Origin of the sequence: Symbioplanes lichenis, assembly GCF_030709675.1 — a bacterium.
GTDB classification, from domain to species: Bacteria; Actinomycetota; Actinomycetes; order Mycobacteriales; family Micromonosporaceae; genus Actinoplanes; species Actinoplanes lichenis.
The window spans coordinates 436,332-456,588 of sequence record NZ_JAUZQD010000005.1; the positions used below are offsets into that span (position 1 = coordinate 436,332).

17 protein-coding genes and 2 tRNA genes are annotated in these 20,257 nt (G+C 71.0%); 12 read left to right on the plus strand and 7 right to left on the minus strand.

The genetic code is table 11. From position 1 onward, the window contains the following. Positions 1-14 precede the first annotated feature (14 nt). The 6 genes from RAN62_RS14925 to RAN62_RS14950 all read left to right on the plus strand — a co-directional run bounded on the left by RAN62_RS14925 (position 15) and on the right by RAN62_RS14950 (position 8,006). A complete protein-coding gene (locus RAN62_RS14925) occupies positions 15-1,043 on the plus strand; it encodes a YlbL family protein (protein WP_305785193.1) in 1,029 nt (342 codons plus the stop codon). A gap of 84 nt (positions 1,044-1,127) precedes the next feature. Then, positions 1,128-4,112 carry a UPF0182 family membrane protein gene (locus RAN62_RS14930; protein WP_305785194.1) on the plus strand — a complete coding sequence of 995 codons (2,985 nt, stop codon included), beginning with the start codon at positions 1,128-1,130 and terminating at the stop codon, positions 4,110-4,112. A gap of 129 nt (positions 4,113-4,241) precedes the next feature. Continuing rightward, positions 4,242-4,315, plus strand: a tRNA-Met gene (locus RAN62_RS14935). A gap of 298 nt (positions 4,316-4,613) precedes the next feature. Beyond that, on the plus strand, positions 4,614-4,778 hold the full coding sequence (locus RAN62_RS14940) for a hypothetical protein (protein WP_305785195.1): 165 nt from the start codon (positions 4,614-4,616) through the stop codon (positions 4,776-4,778). Between the two features lie 522 nt (positions 4,779-5,300). Further along, positions 5,301-5,834, plus strand: coding sequence for a hypothetical protein (locus tag RAN62_RS14945; RefSeq protein ID WP_305785196.1), 534 nt, complete (start codon positions 5,301-5,303; stop codon positions 5,832-5,834). Between the two features lie 66 nt (positions 5,835-5,900). Next, positions 5,901-8,006 (plus strand): MMPL family transporter, encoded by a 2,106-nt coding sequence (locus RAN62_RS14950; RefSeq protein WP_305785197.1) that lies wholly within the window; start codon positions 5,901-5,903, stop codon positions 8,004-8,006. Here RAN62_RS14950 and RAN62_RS14955 read toward each other — a convergent pair. Further along, a complete protein-coding gene (locus tag RAN62_RS14955; protein WP_305785198.1) occupies positions 7,996-9,210 on the minus strand; it encodes a TerC family protein in 1,215 nt (404 codons plus the stop codon). The genes RAN62_RS14950 and RAN62_RS14955 overlap by 11 nt on opposite strands. Before the next feature lie 116 nt (positions 9,211-9,326). Between RAN62_RS14955 and RAN62_RS14960 the strand changes: the two genes are divergently transcribed. Beyond that, positions 9,327-10,022 (plus strand): RICIN domain-containing protein, encoded by a 696-nt coding sequence (locus RAN62_RS14960; protein WP_305785199.1) that lies wholly within the window; start codon positions 9,327-9,329, stop codon positions 10,020-10,022. On the opposite strand, the gene RAN62_RS14965 is transcribed toward RAN62_RS14960, so the two are convergent. Then, on the minus strand, positions 9,970-10,839 hold the full coding sequence (locus tag RAN62_RS14965; RefSeq protein ID WP_305785200.1) for a pentapeptide repeat-containing protein: 870 nt from the start codon (positions 10,837-10,839) through the stop codon (positions 9,970-9,972). The two genes, RAN62_RS14960 and RAN62_RS14965, sit on opposite strands and share 53 nt — an antisense overlap. 92 nt (positions 10,840-10,931) lie before the next feature. Between RAN62_RS14965 and RAN62_RS14970 the strand changes: the two genes are divergently transcribed. Both RAN62_RS14970 and RAN62_RS14975 read left to right on the plus strand, forming a co-directional pair. Further along, positions 10,932-11,933: a lamin tail domain-containing protein gene (locus RAN62_RS14970; RefSeq protein ID WP_305785201.1), complete on the plus strand. Its 1,002-nt coding sequence runs from the start codon at positions 10,932-10,934 to the stop codon at positions 11,931-11,933. Between the two features lie 48 nt (positions 11,934-11,981). Next, positions 11,982-12,055 (plus strand) — tRNA-Met (locus tag RAN62_RS14975). Positions 12,056-12,852: 797 nt separating this feature from the next. Here the strand turns inward: RAN62_RS14975 and RAN62_RS14980 are convergent. Then, entirely contained in the window at positions 12,853-13,728 is an 876-nt protein-coding gene (locus RAN62_RS14980) for a helix-turn-helix transcriptional regulator (protein WP_305785202.1), read from the minus strand. Positions 13,729-13,829: 101 nt separating this feature from the next. Between RAN62_RS14980 and RAN62_RS14985 the strand changes: the two genes are divergently transcribed. After that, entirely contained in the window at positions 13,830-14,894 is a 1,065-nt protein-coding gene (locus RAN62_RS14985; protein WP_305785203.1) for a Gfo/Idh/MocA family protein, read from the plus strand. Between the two features lie 9 nt (positions 14,895-14,903). Here RAN62_RS14985 and RAN62_RS14990 read toward each other — a convergent pair whose 3' ends face one another. Continuing rightward, positions 14,904-15,779, minus strand: a complete 876-nt coding sequence (locus RAN62_RS14990; RefSeq protein WP_305785204.1) for a LysR family transcriptional regulator — start codon at positions 15,777-15,779, stop codon at positions 14,904-14,906. An 89-nt stretch (positions 15,780-15,868) separates the two neighbouring features. Between RAN62_RS14990 and RAN62_RS14995 the strand changes: the two genes are divergently transcribed. Beyond that, a complete protein-coding gene (locus RAN62_RS14995) occupies positions 15,869-16,594 on the plus strand; it encodes an SDR family oxidoreductase (protein ID WP_305785205.1) in 726 nt (241 codons plus the stop codon). A 9-nt stretch (positions 16,595-16,603) separates the two neighbouring features. On the opposite strand, the gene RAN62_RS15000 is transcribed toward RAN62_RS14995, so the two are convergent. Then, positions 16,604-17,368: a hypothetical protein gene (locus tag RAN62_RS15000; RefSeq protein WP_305785206.1), complete on the minus strand. Its 765-nt coding sequence runs from the start codon at positions 17,366-17,368 to the stop codon at positions 16,604-16,606. A gap of 145 nt (positions 17,369-17,513) precedes the next feature. Beyond that, the gene (locus tag RAN62_RS15005) at positions 17,514-18,536 is read right to left on the minus strand and encodes an aldo/keto reductase (protein WP_305785207.1); all 1,023 of its coding nucleotides are present in this window, start codon (positions 18,534-18,536) and stop codon (positions 17,514-17,516) included. Positions 18,537-18,624: 88 nt separating this feature from the next. Between RAN62_RS15005 and RAN62_RS15010 the strand changes: the two genes are divergently transcribed. Further along, positions 18,625-19,167 (plus strand): TetR/AcrR family transcriptional regulator, encoded by a 543-nt coding sequence (locus RAN62_RS15010; protein WP_305785208.1) that lies wholly within the window; start codon positions 18,625-18,627, stop codon positions 19,165-19,167. Here the strand turns inward: RAN62_RS15010 and RAN62_RS15015 are convergent, their stop codons facing one another. Next, positions 19,168-20,235: a translation initiation factor 2 gene (locus RAN62_RS15015; protein WP_305785209.1), complete on the minus strand. Its 1,068-nt coding sequence runs from the start codon at positions 20,233-20,235 to the stop codon at positions 19,168-19,170. It lies immediately after the preceding gene. Between the last annotated feature and the right edge of the window lie 22 nt (positions 20,236-20,257).

Below are 20,257 nucleotides of genomic sequence, written 5' to 3' on the forward strand. Positions count from 1 at the left end.
GTACGGTCACGCGCATGAGACGTCGCGGTGTCACCGTCATCCTCGGCGCCCTGATCACCGCACTGCTGGCAGTCGGAGTCATGGCCTTCCCCCTGCCCTACGTCGTGCTCAAGCCCGGTCCGACCGTCAACACGCTCGGTTCGGACAACGGCAAAGAGGTCATCCAGGTGACGAAGGCGCAGACCTCCACCAGCGCCGGCCAGCTGCGCCTGACCACCGTCGGGGTGCAGCCGAGCGTCGAGCTGGTGTGGGCGATCCGGGGCTGGTTCAGCGACGAGCAGGCGGTCGTGCCGCGGGATCTCATCTATCCGCCGGACCAGAGCGAGCAGCAGACCGAGCAGCAGAACGCCGAGGAGTTCAAGTCCTCGCAGACCAGCGCGGAGACGGTCGCGCTGCGGGAGCTCGGTTACCCCATCCAGACGTACGTGACGGAGGTCGCATCCGGCGGCGCGGCGACCGGGGTCCTGCAGAAGGACGACGTGATCACCGCCGTCGACGGCGCCGAGGTCACGAGCCCCGAGAAGCTCACCGAGCTGGTGCAGGCCAAGCCCGCGGGCACCGCGCTGACGGTCACCTACTCGCGCGGCGGCAAGTCCGCGACCGCGAAGATCACGACCAAGGCGGCCGAGGACGGCAAGACCCCGCGGATCGGCGTGTCGATCGACAAGAAGCAGCCGCACCCCTTCACCGTCGCGATCGACCTCGACGAGATCGGCGGCCCCAGCGCCGGGCTCATGTTCACGCTGGGCATCATCGACAAGCTCAAGCCCGAGGACCTGACGGGCGGCAAGATCATCGCGGGTACGGGCACGATCGACGACGAGGGCAACGTCGGCCCGATCGGCGGCATCCCGCAGAAGCTCGTCGGCGCGAAGCAGGCCGGCGCCCAGATCTTCCTCGTGCCCGCCGACAACTGTGCCGAGGCTCTCAAGAACTCGGTCGACGGCCTGCCGATGGCGCGGGTCGCGACGGTCGACGACGCCCTCACTGCCCTGAGCACCTTCACGTCCGGAGGCACCCCGAAACCGTGCACGGCCTCCTGAAGCGGTCGCAACACCCTAGAGTGATACACCGGTCCTGATTTTGTGGGGTTCACGTTGGTCATGCGTAACAGTCCTCTGCCGAGGATGAGCCGGCGCGGTCGCGTGACCGTCGGCGTCCTCGTAGGGGTATTCCTCTTATTCACGCTGCTCGGCTGGGGCATCGACAAGTACACCGACTACCTGTGGTTCCAGGAGGTCGACAAGACGTCGGTCTTCACGGGTGTGCTGGTGACGCGGCTGCTGCTGTTCCTGGCGGTCGGCCTGGCCGTGGCGCTGGTGATCGTGGCGAACCTGTACCTCGCGTACAGGCTGCGCCCGCTGCTGCGCCCGCATTCCGCCGAGCAGGCCACCCTCGAGCGCTATCGGATGGTGATCCAGCCCCGCTTCGGCACCTGGATCGCCGTCGTCGGCATCGTCATCGGCTTCTTCTCCGGCCTCTCCGCGCAGAACCGCTGGAAGGACTGGATGCTCTTCCAGAACTCCCAGCCCTTCGGCGTCGAGGACCCGCAGTTCAAGGTGGACGTGGGCTTCTACGTCTTCGAGTACCCGATGCTGCGCTACCTGCTCGGCGTCGCCTTCACCGCGATCGTGCTCTCGGTCATCGGGGCGCTCGCCGTGCACTACGTCTTCGGCGGGGTGCGACTGCAGGGCGTCGGCGACCGGATGACCGCGGCGGCCCGGGCCCACCTGACCACCCTGGTCGCGGTCTTCGTGCTGCTCAAGGCGGTCGCCTACATCCTCGACCGGCGCGCCCTGCTGCTCGAGCAGCACGTCGCGCCCAACCTTTACGGCGCCGGTTACACCGACGTCAACGCGCTGCTGCCGGCCAAGGAGATCCTGGCGTACATCTCGATCGTCGTCGCGATCGCGATCATCGTCTTCTCCAACGCGGTCATGCGCAACCTCGTGTGGCCCGGTGTCTCGCTGGCGCTGCTCGCGGTCTCCGCGGTCGCCATCGGCGGCATCTACCCGCTCGCGGTGCAGAACTTCCAGGTCAAGCCGAGCCAGGCGGACAAGGAGGCGCCGTACATAGCGCGGTCCATCGCGGCCACGCGGGCCGCCTTCGGCCTGACGGACACCAAGACCACGGCGTACGACGCCGACGTCGTCACGCCCCCGGCCAACCTCGCCGCCAACAGCAGTGCCCAGAACGTGCGCGTGATCGACCCGCAGCTCGTCTCCGAGGCGTTCACGCAGAGCCAGCAGGTCCGCGGCTTCTACGACTTCGGACCGAAGCTCGACGTGGACCGCTACACCATCGCCGGCAAGACCCAGGACTACGTCGTCGGCGTCCGCGAGATCAACGACCAGGCGCTCACCGAGCAGCAGCAGAACTGGCTCAACCGCCACACCACCTACACCCACGGGTACGGGCTCGTGGCGGCGCCGGCCAACACGTCCTGCGGTGGTCTGCCGGTCTTCGTCTCGGGCTCGCTGGGATCCACGGGCACGGCCACGAACTGCGCCTCCTCGTCGACCGACCAGATCAAGGTCGACCAGCCGCGCATCTACTACGGCGAGCAGTCCACCGAGTACGCCATCGTGGGCCAGACCGACGAGAACAAGAAGGTCGAGTTCGACCGTCCGCAGCCCAACGACGCGAACGCCGAGCAGCGCTACACCTACGACGGCACGGGTGGCGTGCCGATCGGCTCGTTCTTCCGCCGGCTCGTCTTCGCGATCAAGAACACCGAGAGCAACTTCGTGCTGTCGGACGCGGTGAACGACAACTCGCGGCTGATGTACGTACGGGATCCGCGCTCGCGCGTCGAGAAGGTCGCGCCGTTCCTCACCATCGACGGCGACCCCTACCCGGCCGTGGTCGACGGGCGCATCACGTGGATCCTCGACGGCTACACGACGTCGGCCAGCTACCCGTACTCGCAGCGCATCAACCTGCAGGAAGAGACCACGGACGAGCTGACGGGCACGGGCACCTTCGCCCTCGCCCGCGACAACATCAACTACATGCGCAACTCGGTGAAGGCAACCGTCGACGCGTACGACGGCACGGTCACCCTCTACGAGTTCGACGACCAGGACCCGGTGCTCAAGGCCTGGAACAAGGCCTTCGGCGGCGACCTGATCAAGCCCAAGGCGGAGATCCCCGCGTCGCTCGAGGCCCACTTCCGCTACCCGGCCGACATGTTCAAGGTCCAGCGCAACCTGCTCACCCGGTTTCACGTGACGCAGCCCGGTGACTTCTACTCCGGCAACGACTTCTGGGCGGTGCCCAACGCGCCCGACGGGTCGGAGCAGACCAAACAGCCACCGTTCTACCTCAACGTGCAGCTACCCGAGCAGGACAGCACCCGCTTCCAGCTGACGTCCGCGGTCACCCCGAACAACCGCGACAACCTCGCGGCGCTCATCTCGGGCTCGTACGTGGACGGGAAACCGCAGCTGGAGATCCTGGAGCTGCCCGACGAGACGGCCATCCCCGGACCGGCCCAGGTCCATCAGCGGATGACCAACAACGCCACGGTCAGACCCGAGCTCAACCTCCTGCAGACCAACAACCAGGCCCAGGTCCTCTACGGCAACCTGATCTCCCTCCCGGTCGGCGACGGCATGCTCTACGTCGAACCCGTCTATGTGAAGAGCGGTCAGAACGCCAACGCGGCCCCCCTGCTGCAGAAGGTCCTGATGTCCTACGGCGACGGCGGCCGGTACGTCGTCCTGGCCGACACCCTGTCCGACGGCCTCGAACAGCTCGTCGCCCTGGGCAAGAGCCAGGCGCCCGCGAACACCAACCCGGGCCAGACCGGCACCACGCCCCCCGCCACGGGCACCAACCCGCAGCTCACCGGCGCCCTGGCCGACGCGGCAACGGCCCTCGACAAGGCGATCGCCGACGTGAAGTCGGCCCAGCAGGCGAACGACTGGGTCCGCTGGGGTCAGGCCATGGCCGCCCTCGACACGGCAATCAACAACTTCCAGAACGCCCGCAACGCCGCCGGCACGACAACCCCGCCGTCGGCCGGCCCGTCCGCCCAGCCCTCGGCCCCGGCATCAACCCCGGCCTCACCCCCGGCGTCGGCTCCCACGCCGGCGGCCAGCGGAGGCTGAGCAGCAGTTCCACGCACGATAGGAAGCGGCCCCCCGGAGTTGTCCGGGGGGCCGCTTTCCCGTGTGGGCCACGTTACGAACCCCCGTTTTGCAGCCGCTGACCCCCGCGAGGTAGTCTTTACCTACCGACGCGGGGTGGAGCAGCTCGGTAGCTCGCTGGGCTCATAACCCAGAGGTCGCAGGTTCAAATCCTGTCCCCGCTACGTGGCCGGGTGGCCTGTGTTTGCAGCAGAAAGCGCTGCAAACACAGGCCACTTCGCATTTACCCCGGGGGGCCGAGCCCCCCGGACCCCCACGGTGCGGTGGTTGCGCTGGGGGGTCTGCTGCCGGTTGGTGGGTGGTGGGGGCGGTCGCTTCGCTCCGCCCCTGGGCGCCGTTGGTGGGGTGGTGGGGGGTGGGTCGAAGTCGTTTGTTTGGGCTCTGGGCCTGTTGGTGCAGGTGGTGTGGCGTTTAGAGTCGGCTGCGTGGGGTTATGAGTGCTCGAGATAAGGGTGTTTCGAGATGATCATCCTGGGTGTTGCCGCTGTGATTGTTGCGGCGCTGCTCGTTGCGCTGGGCATGGACTTCAACGCTCGTAAGCGGGGGACGAAGGCTTCTCCGCCTCAGGACCCGTCGGCCGCGCCTCTTACTGAGCGGACGTACTGGGGCTACGCCGCCGTCGAGTAGGGCCGTTCGCGCACCCGGTCGGCCGCTCCTCGATCCGAGCTTGCGCTGGTTTGCCTTGGATGTGTACGCCTTGCCGGCCGGGGCCCGGTCCGGGCCCACCCGTGGCCGACCGCCGTCGAGGCGAGGTGCTCGGAGGGCCCAGAGCAGGCTCGTCCGTGACCCCGCCAGGCAGCCCGGTGAGGGGGTCACGAGCACTCCGGTATGTGATCCTTCCCGCTTACCCCCCAAACCCGGTATCCCCTCGGTCGTCGGCCGCGAAAGGTGTGAGCGGGCTGGCGGTGGTGCCGCCACTGAGCAGTGAGCCGGCGGCGAGTCGCCCAAGGCTGGCGGCACCAGCGGCAGTCTGCTTGCCTGAGAGTGGCCGATGACCGAGGGGACACCGGGTTACCCCATCCCGAGGTTTGAAGGCCCCGCCGGAGGCATTGCTTTCCCTGAAGTGCGGGGGCACCCAGCACGGGGTTTGTTCACCGAATGGCGCGCACCGGCTGGCCCCGAAAGTCCTCTGTGGACACCATGAGAACCATGCGTCGACTTCTCAGCGCCATGGCGACAGGAACCCTGCTCGCGGCCGTCTGGAGCACGCCCGCCCCGGCCGCACCCCCGACCGCACCCCCCAAAGGAAACGGCTGGGAGCTGCGGCCCAGCCCGTCCTTCGACTACGCCCCCGGGGTCGTCTGCGACTTCGGCATCCACGCCGACCCGATCGAGGACGAGGTCTACTACCGGACCCTGACCCGCTGGCCCGACGGCTCGGTCCGGACCGAGGCGGCCACCGGACCCCTCGTCTATCGGCTGACCAACGTCGCGACCGGCGCCTCGACCACGGGCGACGCGAGTGCGAGCGGTGTCAGCCTCCATCATCAGGACGGCGGGCTGACCGGCTGGTCGCACGGGCCGCTGCTGCTCGGGGTTCGCGCCGGGCTGGGCAATCTGCCGCGCGGCTTCTACGAGATCGACGGCCCGGCCTGGCGGCTCGACATCACCGCCGCCAATTACCGCACGGTCTCCGGCGCCTATCGGATCACAAAGAACTTCTGCGTAGCGCTCTCCGGTTAGCGGCACGAGGACCACAAAGGGTCGATAGACTCGGACGGTACAAAACCGCCAGATCGGACACCCTGCATGGCTGCGCTGCTGTACCGGCTCGGGGCCTGGTGTCACCGCCGGCGGAGCTGGGTGGTCGGGGCCTGGGCCGGCCTGGTGCTGTTGATCGCCGGCGCGGCGGTGGCCGGCGGCGGCCACGGCGTCGACAGCTTCTCGGTCCCGGGGACGGAGTCGCAGCGTGCCCTCGCGGAGCTGCAGCGGGACCTGCCAGACGCGGCCGGAGCGGCCTTGACCCTCGTCGTACGCGCCCCGAGCGGCCGATCCCTCGACAGCGACGACATCGAGGCAGCCGTGGCCCGCGTGACGACCCGGGCGGCGGCGTTGCCCGGGGTGGTGACGGTCGCCGACCCGTACGCGAACGGGCGCATCGATCGGACCCGGACCGTCGGCGTGATCGAGGTCCGGTACGCGCACGCCGTCTACGAGCTGACCCGCGCGGAACGATCGGCCTACGACGAGCTGGCCGGCACCGAAGGCGGGCTGGAGGTCGTCCCCGGCGGGCTTCCCGTGGGCGCGCCGCAGGTCGGCGTACGCGAACTCGGTGGTCTGGCCGTTGCCGTCCTGCTCCTCGCCGTCCTCGGCTCGCCGGTGGCGGTCGGCACGACGCTGGTGACAGCATGCGCCGGGGTGGCGCTGAGCATCGGCGCGGTCTTCCTCGTGGCGCGGGTCGTCGACGTGTCGGCCGTCGGGCCGCCGCTGGTGGTGATGGCCGGGCTCGCGACCGGGCTCGCCTTCGCCGTGCTGGTCGCGGCGCGGCACCGGAGGTTCCTGGCCGGCGGGCTGCCGGTGGGGGAGTCCGTGGCGCGCGCGGCCGGGACGACGGGGCCGCCGGTGGTCGTGGGCGGGGCGATCGTGGTGGTGACGCTCGGCGGGCTGGCCGTGGTGGACGTGCCTTTCCTCACGGTGATCGGGCTCGTCACGGCCGGCGCCGTCGTGGTGGGTGTCGCGGCCGCGCTGACGTTGCTGCCGGCTCTGCTCGGCATCGCGGGCACGCGCGTGCTGCAACGCCGGGGAGGGCACGCGCGCACGGACGACGAGGGCGAGCGGGGCGTGCGGTGCATCCGGGCGGTGCGGCGCTTCCGAGTGCCGGTGCTGATCGGGCTGGTGCTGGGCGTGAGCGCGTTGACCGTACCGGCGCGGGGGTTGCGGCTGGCTCTTCCGGACAACGGCAGTGCGCCGGCCGGCTCGCATCAGCGGGTGGCGTACGACCTGATCGCGGCCGCCTTCGGGCCCGGCGCCAACGGCCCGCTGCTGGTCGTGGTGCGCGGGCCGCGCGGTGACGTGGTGTCGGCGCTGACCGGGCGGGTGGTGGCCGCCGTGCGCAGGGTGCACAACGTCGCCGCGGTCGAGGCCGGTCCGGGCGGGACGACCCGGGTGGTGACCGTCACGCCGGTGACCGGGCCCGGAACGGCGGAGACCGTCGAGCTCACCGGCCGGCTCCGGGCGGTCGCCGAACCGCTGGCCGAGGGCACGGGCAGCGTCGCCGTGACCGGGACCACGGCCGTCGGCGTGGACGTGTCCCGGCGGATGACGTCGGCCCTGCCCGAATATCTGCTGCTGGTGCTGGGCGCGTCGATCCTGCTGCTGCTCGTGGCCTTCCGCTCGCTGCTGGTGCCGGTCGCGGCGGCGCTGGGCTTCCTGCTGACCACGGGCGCGACGCTCGGGCTGACCACGGCGGTGGACGCGCCGGGGCCGTTGACCAGCTTCCTGCCGACACTGCTGGTGGGGGTGCTCTTCGGGCTGTCCATGACGGTCGAGGTGTTCCTGGTCTCCCGCGTCCGGGAGCGGCTGGCCCGGGGCGAGGACGCCGTCGAGGCCACGGTGGCCGGCGTCGGGCTCGGGGCCGGGCCGGTGGCCGTGGCGGGACTGGTGATGGCGAGCGTGCTCGGGGGCTTCGCGCTGATCGGGGACCCGACGGTACGGGCGATCGGCTTCGGCCTCGCGGTGGGCGTACTCGTCGATGTGTTTGCCGTGCGGCTGGTCCTCGTGCCCGCGGCCCTGACCATGCTCGGGGCGCGGGCGTGGGAGCTGCCGGCGTGGCTCGACCGGATCATGCCGCACGCCATCCTGGACAGCGTGGACCGCCGCCGGGGCGGGCGGCACGTGGCTCCGCTCAGGGCCTGAAGCAGGTCCCCGCGGCGACGCGCTCCTCGTGCACCCGGTGGGCGCGCTCGAGCAGGTTCATCAGCTCGTCCTCCTGGCGGATCCGGGCCCGGTACTTCTCCGGGAGCTCCCGGATGTTCGCCTCCTCATTGACCAGCTTGTGATAGACGTCGTCGCAGTACTGCGGGTCCTGGTCGATCTCGAGGAACTCGCGGGCGTGCCGGCGGGCCTCGGCGACATAGGTCTGGGCCCGGCCCTTCGGGCTCAGCAGCGACGCGATGACCGTGATGATGAGCACGCCGATGATGAAGCCGAGCGACATGCCGGTGCTGATCTCGATCACGTCGATGTGCTCGCCGCCGTTGATGAACGGCACGTTGTTCTCGTGCAGGGCGTGCAGGATCAGCTTGACGCCGATGAAGGCGAGGATCGCGGCGAGCCCGTAGGAGAGGTAGACCAGCCGGTCCAGCAGGCCGTCCAGCAGGAAGTAGAGCTGACGCAAGCCGAGCAGCGAGAACGCGGTCGCGGTGAAGACGACGTAGACGTTCTGGGTGAGGCCGAAGATGGCCGGGATCGAGTCGAGGGCGAAGAGGATGTCGGTGCCGCCGATCGCCACCATGACCAGCAGCATCGGGGTCATGACCCGCTTGCCGTCCTGGGAGGTGAAGAGCTTGTCGCCGTCGTACTCGTCGGAGGTGCGCAGGAAGCGGCGGGCGAGACGGATCACCACGTTGTCGGCCGACCGCTCGTCGTCGCCCTCGCCCTTGAGCAGGTTGCCCGCGGTGATCAGCAGGATCAGGCCGAAGAGGTAGAAGACCCAGGCGAACGAGTTGATCAGCGCGGCGCCCAGGAAGATGAAGCCGGTCCGGGCGATCAGCGAGAAGACGATGCCGAAGAGCAGCACCTTCTGCTGGTCGGCGCGCGGGACCTTGAAGCTGCCCAGCACCACCAGGAAGACGAAGAGGTTGTCGACCGACAGCGCCTTCTCGGTCACGTAGCCCGCGAAGTACTCGGCGCCCATGTCCGTGCCGCCGAAGATCAGCGTGCCGAGGCCGAAGAGGACCGCGATGCCGACATAGATCGACGACCAGATCGCCGCCTCGCGCAGGGTCGGGATGTGGGCCTTGCGGACGTGGAAGTAGAAGTCGAAGGCGACGAGGCCGAGGATGGCCACCACCGTCAAGATCCAGACGAGCCCGGACACCTGCATGTAAGGACGCTCCACGGTCTCGATCGATCGGCTTGATCGCCATCAGTGTAGGTGGTGTGTCCGGGCCAGTTTCCCTGGTGCGGGAGGGAAGAAACACTGCAGCCGTACGGGCCCGACCGTAGGCTCGCGGCGTGCTCGCGTGGATCCTTCTCTCGCTCGGTGTGCTGCTCGTCATCGCCTGTGTCGTGGTGGCCGTCTGGTTCAAGCGGCGGGCCCCCGAGCCGACCAAGTCGCCGGCCCAGCTGTGGACCGAGACGGACCGCTACTACTACGCCGAGGACCTCCCCGAACACGGCGTGACCCCGGAGGCCGACCGGCGCCCGCTGCTCGTGCTCGGCGGGATGGCGGTCCTCGCGGTCGTGGCCCTCGCCGCCGGCGGGACGCTCATGCTGCGCACGGACCAGGACCAACCCCTTGCTTCGAGTACGCCCACAGCCTCGCCGCCCCCGATCGGCTCCCGCATCACGGCCGGCGAATCCGGGCTCTGCCTCGCGGCGGAGTACGCGGGCGACGGCGCGCCGGTGTCCCTGCGCACCTGCCAGGCGACCGAGACCCAGCAGTGGCAGCCGGTGGACGACGGCACGATCCGCATCGGCACCCGTTGCATGGACGTCGCCGGCGCCGAGACCAAGATCGGCACGATCATCCAGCTGGCGGAGTGCAACGGCAACGCCGCTCAGCTGTTCCGCTTCGAGAACGGCAAACTGATCAGCGGCCTCAACGGCAACTGCGTCGACGCGCGCTCCGGCAAGGTGGCGCCCGGCGTGGGCGCGGTCATCCAGCGCTGCGCCGCGGTCGGCGCCCGGACGTGGCAGCAACTGTCCTGACCGCGGGCCGCCGGGCCGACTCCAGCTGACTCTCGGCCGTCAGCCGCCGGGCCGACTCTGGCCCACCGTCGGCCGTCGGTCGCCGGGCCGACTCCAGCTGACTCTCGGTCAGGAAGAGGGCGCCCTCCAGCTTGGCGCCCCGCAGGTCGGCCCCGCGCAGGTCGGCGCCCGTGAAGTCGGCCAGCCGCAGATCCGCGTCGCGCAGATCGGCCCCGATGAGAAGGGCGCCCCGGAAATTCGCGCCCCGCAGGTCGGCTCCCCGCATCCGGCGCCCGATGAGATTCGCGCCCCGGTGATCGGGCTTCCGAGTGCCGGCGCGGGCCAGCTCACTCGCCTTCACGAGCAGCGGATTGACCCTCTGCCGATGCGCGTCCAGGTCGAGCGCGCGCAGGGCCTCGGGCGTCCCCCGGGTCAGCGCCTCGGTCTCGTCCCGCGCGGCTCGCAGGCGGTCGTGGAGACGGTGCGCCGCGGGCAGGTCCAGCGCGGTGGTGACGTACCAGAGCAGCTCGTGCAGTTGCCGCATGATCGGCAGCGTCGCGAACATCGCCCCGGCCAGCCCCGGCTCCTCCCGCCAGCTGCGCCCGCCGAATGTGACCTGAGTGACCTGCTGCCCAGCCCCGAAGCAGTCGAAGACGACGCACCCGTGAAAGCCCCGCTCGGGCAACTCCTCGTGAATCCCGCACCGGAAGTCGTCGCCCAGGTTGGGACACGCTCGCCCGGCCGGCTTGTCGATCGCGAAGTCCGACGACCGCGCAAACGCCGGCGCCACACAGCAGAGCCCGGCACACTGGCCGCAGTCGGCACGCAGTTCGGTCACCCACCAACCGTACCGCCGGTCACTCTGAGTGCTACCCCGAGTCGTCCGTCCGGCCGAGTCCCTGCTGATCATAAGCACCCTAAGCTGCAGCGATGACCTCGCTGATGCGTGCCCGCGCTACCGCGCTAGCCGTAACCCTCGGTAGCCTCTCCGCCCTCGCGCTGGCGGCCCCCGCCGCCGCAGCCGAAGCCCCCACCATCACGGTGCCGGCCAGCCGCCAGGGTTACGGCCCCATCACCATCAGCGGTACGGCCACCCCGGGCGCCACGGTCCACCTCTACGAATCCGCCTACAAGTTCCGCGACTTCTACCCGGCCCCCGACTACGACAACGGCGGCTACATCACCACCACCGCCACGAGCGCCGGCCGCTACACCCTCACCCGAATCCTCGACTCGGGCTTCTACTTCTACGTCAAGGCCGACGGCCTCGACTCTCCGCAAAAGCCGGTCGCCATGGGCATCGTCCCCACCCTGACCGTACGATCCGCCGTCGCCACCGTGACCGCCAACCCGGCCCAGCCCGGCCTCCACGTCCACGTCCAGCGCCTCACCGGCACCACCTGGACCGACATCGCCACCGGCGAAACCTCCGACCCGGCGGCCACCTTCTCCACCCCGGTCGCCCCCACCGGCACCTACCGCGCCGTCATCGACCCCGACACCGACAACAACCTCCTCCGCGGCACCTCCCCCACAGTGACGGTCGGCACCCCAGCCCCAGCCGCCCCGACCACCGGCGCGGTCCAGTTCACCAAGATCCAGTACAACTCGCCGAAGGCCGGCCTCAACAACGAGTGGGTCCGAGTCACCAACAAGACCAAGGCAACGGTCGACCTCAAGAACTGGAAGATCCGAGACGCCGCCAAGACGACCTACACCTTCACCACCAGCTACAAGCTCGGCGCCGGCAAGGACATGTACATCCACACCGGCAAGGGCACCAACGGCAAACCCGACATCAAGCACCGCTACTGGAACCGCACCGCCTACATCTGGAACAACACCGGCGACACGGCAACCTTGCTGTCCCCAGCAGGCAAAACAATCGACACCTGCAAGTGGTCCAAGGGCACCGGAACCACCTACTGCTGACCCAATTTGGAACCCACCCCACCCCCCGTGCTAGCGTTTACCTACCGACGCGGGGTGGAGCAGCTCGGTAGCTCGCTGGGCTCATAACCCAGAGGTCGCAGGTTCAAATCCTGTCCCCGCTACGTGGCCGGGTGGCCTGTGTCTGCAGCAAACACCGCTGCAGACACAGGCCACTTCGCATTTACCCCGGGGGGCCGAGCCCCCCGGACCCCCACGGTGCGGTGGTTGCGCTGGGCGGGGCGCTCACCGGTGGTGGGTGGGGGAGGCGGTCGCTTCGCTTCGCCTCTGGTGCGGGGCTGCCACTGGTGACGGGGTGCTCGTGGGGCGCACACTTTTCGGGCGGGTTGCGCGGTGGGCGCTGGGCGCTCAACGGGCGTGGGGTGGGGGCGGTCGCTTCGCTGCGCCCCGGGCTCGACTTCTGGTGGGGCACCCAACTCGCGGTGGTGTTGGTTGTGGTTACGCGGGTGTCGGTAACCCGGTATCCCCTCGGTCGTCGGCCGCGAAAGGTGTGAGCGGGCTGGCGGTGGTGCCGCCACTGAGCAGTGAGCCGGCGGCGAGTCACCCAAGGCTGGCGGCACCAGCGGCAGTCTGCTTGCCTGACAGTGGCCGATGACCGAGGGGATACCGGGTTTCATCCATCCCCGAGGTTTGAAGGCCCCGCCGGAGGCACGCTCTTCCCCGCCAGAGGCGAGTTCCTCCTACCGGGCGCGCCGAGGTTTGAAGGCCCCGCCGGAGGCACGCTCTTCCCCGCCAGAGGCGAGCCCTTTCCACCAGGAACCCCGAGGCTTGAAAGCCCCACCGAAGGCAAGCTTTCCCCACCGGGCAACCCGAGATTTGAAAGCCCCGCCGAAAGCCTCGAAGGCCACGCCGAAGCAAGCTTTCCCCGCCGGCGACCCCGAGCTTTCAAGGCCCCAAAACACTACCCACCCAAAGCCATCCCCCCGTCAACCCCGACCGCCTCCGAACCACCAACCCCCCAACTCCGCACCAACGGCAACATCCGAGCCGTCACCGACCCCGGCTCGGCCGTATAAACAACCAACCGCTGATCGGCACAGTGCGGCAGACACACACTCTCGATCCCGAACTCGAGAACCCCGGCCGCCGGATGATCCAGCCGCTTCGTGACCGAGGTGCGGTCGGTGACGGTCTGATCGGTCCACCACCCGGCCACCAGGGAAGAACCGGCACGCAGCTCCTCGATGAGCGCACCGAGCCTCCGGTCCTGCGGGTACCGCCCCGTCTCATAACGCAGCCCGCCGACCGCGGCCCGGGCGAACTCCTCCCAATTGACGATGCGGTCCTGGGCCGCCGAATCGAGCAGCAGCCAGCGGACGAAGCTGCGGCCGGGCGGAAAGGGCTCGCCGAGGACAGCGTCGAGCAGCGGGTTGCGGGCCAGAACCTCCGAACGGCGGCCCAGCAGCAGCACCGGGACGTGATCCAGAGCGGTCATGATGCGCAACAAACCCGGCTCGGCCCGCTGCGGACGCTCCGCCGAGGCGCGACGCGGGGCGGGGCTGGCCAGGGCGCGAAGATGCCGCCGCTCGTCCTCGTCGAGGCGCAGAGCCCGGGCGAGCGCGTCGCAGATGTCGTCGCTCAGGGTGCTCTGACGGCCCTGCTCGAGCCGGCTGTAATGATCCGGGCTGATCCCGGCGAGCACGGCCAGCTCGTCCTTCCGCAGGCCCGGCACACGGCGGGCGCCCGGGAAAGCGGTGATCCCCGCCTCCGCCGGCGTCAGCCGATCACGGCGCGACCGCAGAAAGGATCCGAGCGCCGTGTTGGGTGGATTGGGCACCCACCCAGCCTAGGCAGCAACCCCACGCGCAGCCTGGTCATGCCGTGACCAGCCTCCGCTCGCCCTGGCTCCGGCGCCTGGACAAGCCTTGAATCCACGCCATGGACAACGAACGACTTCGGGTCGGCATCATCGGAGCGGACACCCGGGCAAGCTGGTCCCAGGTGTCGCACGTCCCCGCCATCCAGGCCCTCGACGGCTTCGAGCTGACGGCGGTCGCCACCCGCCGCGAGGAGAGCGCGCGTGAGGCCGCCGCGGCCTTCGGCGCCCCCCACTGGTACGCCGACCCCGCCGCCCTGATCCACGACGACGCCGTCGACATCGTCACGATCGCCGTCCGGGTGCCCGCCCACCACGATCTCGTCCTCGCCGCGCTCGACGCCGGGAAGACCGTCTACTGCGAGGCCCCGCTCGGGGTGTCGCCCGAGCAGACCCGGGCCCTGGCGGCGGCCGCCGGACCGGGGCGCCACGTCATCGGGTTGCAGGGCCGCCTCAACCCCGCCGTCCGCCGGGCCGCGCAGGTGATCGCCGGGGGCGGGATCGGCCGCCCGGTGCAGGCCCGGGTCGTGTCGACCTCGTCGGGGTTCGGGCCCGTGACGATGTCGGCCTACGACTACTTCGAGCGGGCGGACGCCGGGGCCAACCTGGTCACCATCACGGCCGGGCACACCCTGGACATCGTCGAGGCGCTGCTCGGTGACGTCACCGAGGTCGACGCGCGGGCCGAGACGGCGTGGCCCCGGCCCACCTTCGCCGACACCGGCGAGACCGGCGTACGGGAGGTGCCCGACCACGTGGACGTGCTGGCCAGGACCGCCGGCGGGACCGTCTTCACGGCGAGCGTGCTCGGGGGCGTGGCGCCCGGCGACGCGACGTTCCGGTTCGAGCTGCGGGGCACCGAGGGGTGGCTCACGCTGACCGGCGGCTCGCTCTACGGGGTGCAGGGCGGGGATCTGACCCTGACGTCCAGCGCGTCCTTCGAGGCCCCGGACGCACCGGCGGCCCCGAGCCTCGCGGCCGGGCCGGGGCTCAACGTCGCCGAGGCGTACGCGAGCCTGGTCCGTCCTGATCTCACGACCCCGGACTTCGCCCGTGCCGTGCACAACGCGGAACTGACGGCCGCCGTCGCCCGGGCCGCCGCGACCGGGAAGCGCACGTCCCTGTGAGGGCGCCCCTCAGAACGCCTCGGCGAGGAGGGGCAGCAACGGGTTCGGGTCCGTGGGCCGGTGCGCCAGCACGACGCGGGCCGGGGCGACGCCCTCGATCGGGATCGTGGTGAGGTCGGCGCGGAGCGAGGGGCGCCGGTCGCCGGCGGGCAGGACCAGGACCGAGCGGCCCTCGGCGACGAGGTCGAGCTTGTCCTCGAAGGACTCGTAGTCGAAGGGGGCGTCGCGGACCGGGGCGCCGCCGGGCCGGGGCTCGAGCCGGCTGAACTCGACCCAGGCCGGCACCGCGCTCGGGCACTCGGGGAAGGCCTCGCCGCCGAGGTCGCCGACGGTGACGGACTCCTTGCCGGCCAGCGGGTGATCGGCCGGGACGACCAGGACGCGCGGCTCGGTCCACAGGTCGACGACGCGGAGCCGGTCGGCCGGGAACATCAGCGGGGCCCGGGCGACCAGCGCGTCGACCCGGCGGTCGGCGAGCGCGCGATGGTCGTCCCACGCCACGTGCCGGGTCCGGATGCGAGCCGTCGGGTGGCGGTGCCGGAGGCGGCGTACGGCCGGGGTGATCACCAGATCGGCGGTGTAACCGATCGTGAGCTCCTGCGGGCCCGCGGACTCCCGGGCCGAGAGGGTCGCGGCGTGCGCCGCTTCGAGCAGCTCCCGGGCGCGGGGCAGGAAGGCGCGGCCGGCCTCGGTGAGCGTGCTGCCGTGCGGGGTGCGGTCGAACAGGCGCACGCCGAGGTGGGCCTCGAGCCGCTGGATCTGCCGGCTCAGCGACGGCTGCGCGACGTGCAGGGCCGCGGCGGCCCGGGCGAAGTTCGACTGCTCCGCGACGACCGTGAAGTAGCCGACGAGGCGCAGATCGAGGTCGGAGCCGGGCACGCGCACCCATCGAGCGTACTCACATGCTTGTGCGGCATGACGGGTTGCCGAGCAGGTCTTGGACGGTGCGGCCCGGGCGGCAGTTGACTGCGGGCATGGGAAATTACGAGGGGAAGCGCATCCTTGTCACCGGCGGCACGAGCGGCATCGGCCTGGCCGTGGCGCGGCTGCTGACGGCCGGCGGCGCGCGGGTGATGGTGACCGGGCGCGCCGCGGACACCGAGATCGAAGGCGTCATCACGGTACGCAGCGACGCCACGTCGCGGGCCGACAACAAGGCGCTCGCCGCGCGGGTCGGGGAGACCTTCGGCCGGCTGGACGCGGTCTTCCTCAACGCGGGCATCACGGGCAGCCAGACCCCGTTCGAGGAGGCGTCGGAGGAGGACTTCGACACGGTCTTCGCCGCCAACGCCAAGGGGCCGTACTTCACGCTGCAGCGCCTGCTGCCGCTGCTCGACCAGGGCTGCGGCGTGGTGCTGACGACCTCGGTGGTGAACGAGATCGGCCTGCCGAACACAAGCGTCTACGCGGCGAGCAAGGCGGCACTGCGCTCGATGACGCGCACTCTCGCCCGGGAGCTGCTGCCCCGTGGCGTACGCGTCAATGCCGTGAGCCCCGGCCCGATCGACACCGGCATCCTGCACCGCAGCCTGCCGCCCGAGGTCGCGGACAAGCTGGTGGCCGGCTTCAGTGCGTCGAGTCCGATGCGACGCATGGGTGAGGCGGACGAGGTCGCCCGGGCCGCCGCGTTCCTCGCCTTCGACGCCACCTACACCACCGGGCTCGAACTGGCCGTGGACGGCGGCGGCACCCAACTTTGACCCGCCGCCTCAGCAGCGGTAGTAGCCCGACACGTGGGTGCCGTCCTTGCGGTAGTAGGAGTTGACCCAGGTGCACCCCGCGTGACCGCTGCCGCCCCATGTGCCGTCGCCGCCCTGGTCGCCGCTGGCGCCGTCGGGCTGGACGGGATCGGTGGCCGGCTCCTCGTAGGAGGGAGTCGGTTCCACCGGAGGAGGCGTCGGCTCCACGCGGGGGTGGGTCACTTCCACGTGGGGACGGGCCGTCTTCACGTGGGGACGGGCGGGCTTCGTCCGGGTGCGAGCCGGTTCGGCGGTGCGGCGGCGGGCCGGCTCGGTGGGCGAAGAGGGGCGGCTGTCCGACCGGCCTCGGGACTCGTTGGGTGTGGACCAGCGGCGGGTGTCGTCGTAGCGGCACACGCTCCGGTAGGTGGCGGCTGCCACGCGATGCTTGCGGGCCTTGGCAGCGCAGCGGTCGAACCGGGCGACCGTCACGCCGAAGTCCCAGTCGGGCGAGATCTCGCACCATTCCCTGGCGTCCTCGCCGAAGTAGGCGACGGCGGCACTTCCGGCCCCGCGGGCTACGCAATCCTCGTTCCCGGGCGTGGTGGTGGCTTCGGGCGTGCCGATCCGGGCGAGGACACCGGCCGTGGCGGTGGGCGCGACGGTGGCGGGAGGACCGGCGGTCACGTCCCCGTCGTCGTCGCCGGTGAATCGGTTGGCGCAACAGACGACGATCAGCACGAGGACGATGAGGGGCAGAGCCCACCGGGTCTTCGTCGAGGACGTGGGTTTCATGACAGGGCGTCCGCTCCGTTGATCGATGCCCCGGCGCCCGGGGACATGCTGATCAACGAGCGGTCCGCGCGGCGCGGGCCTCGACCGAACGGGCTGTCGTCGTCTCCGGACGGGGCTCCGGCCCTGGTCGGACGGTGAGCGGAGGTCAGGCGGCGCTGCGGTCGGCCGGGGTCCGGCGGCGCAGGGCCGGGGTGGTCACGGCCGGCGGGACGTGGGCCTGGTCGAGGCGGGTGACGTCGGTGCCGGGCGGCACGATCTCGTCGATGCGGTCGAGGATGTCGTCGGTGAGGGCGACGCCGACGCCCTTGAGCAGGTCGTCGAGCTGGTCGAGGGTGCGGGCGCCGAGCAGGGTGCTGGTCACGCCCGGGTGCGCGACGGTGAAGGCCAGGGCGAGGTGGGTCAGCGGCAGGCCCGCCTCGCCGGCCAGCGGGATCAGCTGCTCGACGACGTCGATGCGGCGCTCGTCGGTGAGGTGCCGGAAGAAGCGGGCGCGCCTGAGGTCGTTCGGCTCGCCCCGGCGGACGCGGCCGGTGAGCATGCCCTGGCCGAGCGGGCCCCACACCAGCGTGCCGAGGCCGTAGCGCTGGGCGGCGGGCAGCACGTCGTTCTCCGCGCCGCGGTTGAGGATCGAATAGGGCAGCTGCTCGGTGTGGAAGCGCTCGAGGCCGCGGCGCTCGGCGACCCACCGCATGTCGGCGATGTCGGTGGCGGGGGTGTTGGCGGAGCCGATCGCGCGCACCTTGCCGGCCCGGATCAGGTCGGTGAGCGCCGAGAGCGTCTCCTCGATGTCGGTGTCCGGGTCGAGCTGATGCACCTGGTAGAGGTCGATGTGGTCGGTCCCGAGCCGGCGCAGGGAGGCCTCGACCGCGGTCATGATCCAGCGGCGGGAGGTGCCGCGCTGGTTGGGGTCGGTGCCGGTCGGGCGGCCGAACTTGGTGGCGAGCACCACGGTGTCCCGGCGTCCCCGGAGGGCCCGGCCGACGACCTCCTCCGAGTCGCCGTAGGCGTCGGAGGTGTCGACGAGGTTGATGCCGGCGTCGAGCGCCCGGTGGATCACCCGGATCGAGTCCGCCGGGTCCGGGTTGCCCACCTGGGTGGCGAACATGAGCGCGCCGAGTGCGTACGGGCTGACCTTGATGCCGGTCCGGCCCAGGGTGCGGTGGTGCATGAGCGTCTCCCCGCGATATCGTGCCTGAAGCGGAATGTCTTTCCGGAACTATACGGAAAGCTCTTCCGGAACAGCAAGGGGAGGCGGGATGCGCACCGACGCGCGACGCAACGTGGAGTCGCTCCTCGAGGCGGCCAAAACTGTGTTCGGCACCGCGGGCGTCGACGCACCGGCGAAACAGATCACCGATCTGGCCGGCGTGGGTGTCGGCACGCTCTACCGGCATTTCCCGCAGCGGGCGGATCTGATCAAGGCGGTGATCGAACGCGAGATCGACGCCTGTGCCGACGCCGCTCCGGCGCTGGCCGGCGAGCTTCCGCCGGGCGACGCGCTGGCTCGCTGGCTGGACCGGCTGGCCGAGCTCATCGCGACCAAGCGGGGCTTCGCCGCGGCCCTGCACTCCGGCGACCCGGCCTACGCGGGCCTGCCCGGCTATCTGCTGGAGAAGCTGGCCCCGGCCCTCGGCTCCCTGCTCGACGCCGCGACGGCCGCCGGGGAGATCCAGGCCGGCGTCACTCCGCGCGACCTGCTCTATGCGGTCGCGAAGCTGGGCGCGCCGCTTCCGGGCGAGGAGCCCGGCTACGGCCGGCGGATGGTCGCGTTGCTGGTCGGCGGGCTGCGGCGGGACTGATCAGATGCCGTGCGGGCGGGTGGGGTCCGGCTCGCGGTCGGGGCGGCGGACGGTGGCCTTGCCCCGCGCGGAGTTGGCGTTGAAGCGGGCGGTCGCCCGGCGGACGCGCTCGGCCCGGGCGGTGAGCTCGGGGCCGCGGTCCTCGGGCTCCGCGAGACCGTCGTCGTCGTGGGCGTCGACCAGGTCGGCGAGGCGGGCGGCCACGTTGGCGGCCCGGGCGGCGAGGTCGGGGTGGGCGTCGTAGGTGGCGACCTCGCCGGCCGCGTCGCGCAGGGCGCGGGCCTGCACCGCGGCCGAGTAGGGAGCGCGGACGGCCGCCGTGCCGACGGCGGAGTCGGGCAGCGGGTCGAGGATCTCACCCTCGAGCACGGGCGGAGCATCGAGCGCTGAAGAAGCACCGTGCACCGGAGGACCGTCGAGCGCCGAAGCGGCGTCGGAGGAGGGCGGCGCGGAGACCGGCCCGGGGTCGGCCTGGGCCTGGCGGGGCACGGCCAGCGCGCCGAGCAGGGAGACGGTCTGGCCCTCGCCGCCGTCCGTGCCCGCGAACTCGGGGCCGATGAGGTTTTTGACCAGCTCGCGGGCGTCCTCGACCGAGATGCCGAGCTTGCCCGCGTTGTCCACCCGGTAGCGGGCGATGGCGTGCCGGACGACGTTGGCGAGCTTGTCCGCGTCGCTGGTCTCGGTCAGGTCGCCACCCGCGAAGACCAGGGCCGGGAACGAGCCGTCCGACCCGCCGCAGACGAGCTGGAGCTGGGCCACGGCGGCGGTGCGGCCGTCCTCGGTGCGGGCCGGCTGGACCCGGATGTGCTGCGGGAAGACCCAGGACATCTCGCTGGAGCGCACCTCGAAGTCGTCGGAGGTGTGCGCGTAGACGATGCGGTGGTTGGTGACGAGGACCTCGGTGGTCTCCGGCAGCGTCCACCGGGGCAGCGAGGCGGCCTGGTCGAAGGCGTATTCCGCGACGGCCGACCGGCCGCGCCACAGCGACCGCTCACCCTCCGGCAGCGGACCGAAGACGTCGGGTGCGTGGGCACCGGCGGGTTCGTCCGCGGGGTTGGGGTGGGCCATTCCTTGATTGAATCCTTCAGAG

Excerpts from the sequence above, each read along its gene's own strand:
- RAN62_RS14925 (WP_305785193.1), top strand. The coding sequence starts at position 15 with ATGAGACGTCGCGGTGTCACCGTCATCCTCGGCGCCCTGATCACCGCA.
- RAN62_RS14930 (WP_305785194.1), top strand. The coding sequence starts at position 1,128 with ATGAGCCGGCGCGGTCGCGTGACCGTCGGCGTCCTCGTAGGGGTATTC.
- RAN62_RS14940 (WP_305785195.1), top strand. The coding sequence starts at position 4,614 with ATGATCATCCTGGGTGTTGCCGCTGTGATTGTTGCGGCGCTGCTCGTT.
- RAN62_RS14945 (WP_305785196.1), top strand. The coding sequence starts at position 5,301 with ATGCGTCGACTTCTCAGCGCCATGGCGACAGGAACCCTGCTCGCGGCC.
- RAN62_RS14950 (WP_305785197.1), top strand. The coding sequence starts at position 5,901 with ATGGCTGCGCTGCTGTACCGGCTCGGGGCCTGGTGTCACCGCCGGCGG.
- RAN62_RS14970 (WP_305785201.1), top strand. The coding sequence starts at position 10,932 with ATGACCTCGCTGATGCGTGCCCGCGCTACCGCGCTAGCCGTAACCCTC.
- RAN62_RS14985 (WP_305785203.1), top strand. The coding sequence starts at position 13,830 with ATGGACAACGAACGACTTCGGGTCGGCATCATCGGAGCGGACACCCGG.
- RAN62_RS14995 (WP_305785205.1), top strand. The coding sequence starts at position 15,869 with ATGGGAAATTACGAGGGGAAGCGCATCCTTGTCACCGGCGGCACGAGC.
- RAN62_RS15000 (WP_305785206.1), bottom strand. The coding sequence starts at position 17,368 with ATGAAACCCACGTCCTCGACGAAGACCCGGTGGGCTCTGCCCCTCATC.
- RAN62_RS15005 (WP_305785207.1), bottom strand. The coding sequence starts at position 18,536 with ATGCACCACCGCACCCTGGGCCGGACCGGCATCAAGGTCAGCCCGTAC.
- RAN62_RS15010 (WP_305785208.1), top strand. The coding sequence starts at position 18,625 with ATGCGCACCGACGCGCGACGCAACGTGGAGTCGCTCCTCGAGGCGGCC.
- RAN62_RS15015 (WP_305785209.1), bottom strand. The coding sequence starts at position 20,235 with ATGGCCCACCCCAACCCCGCGGACGAACCCGCCGGTGCCCACGCACCC.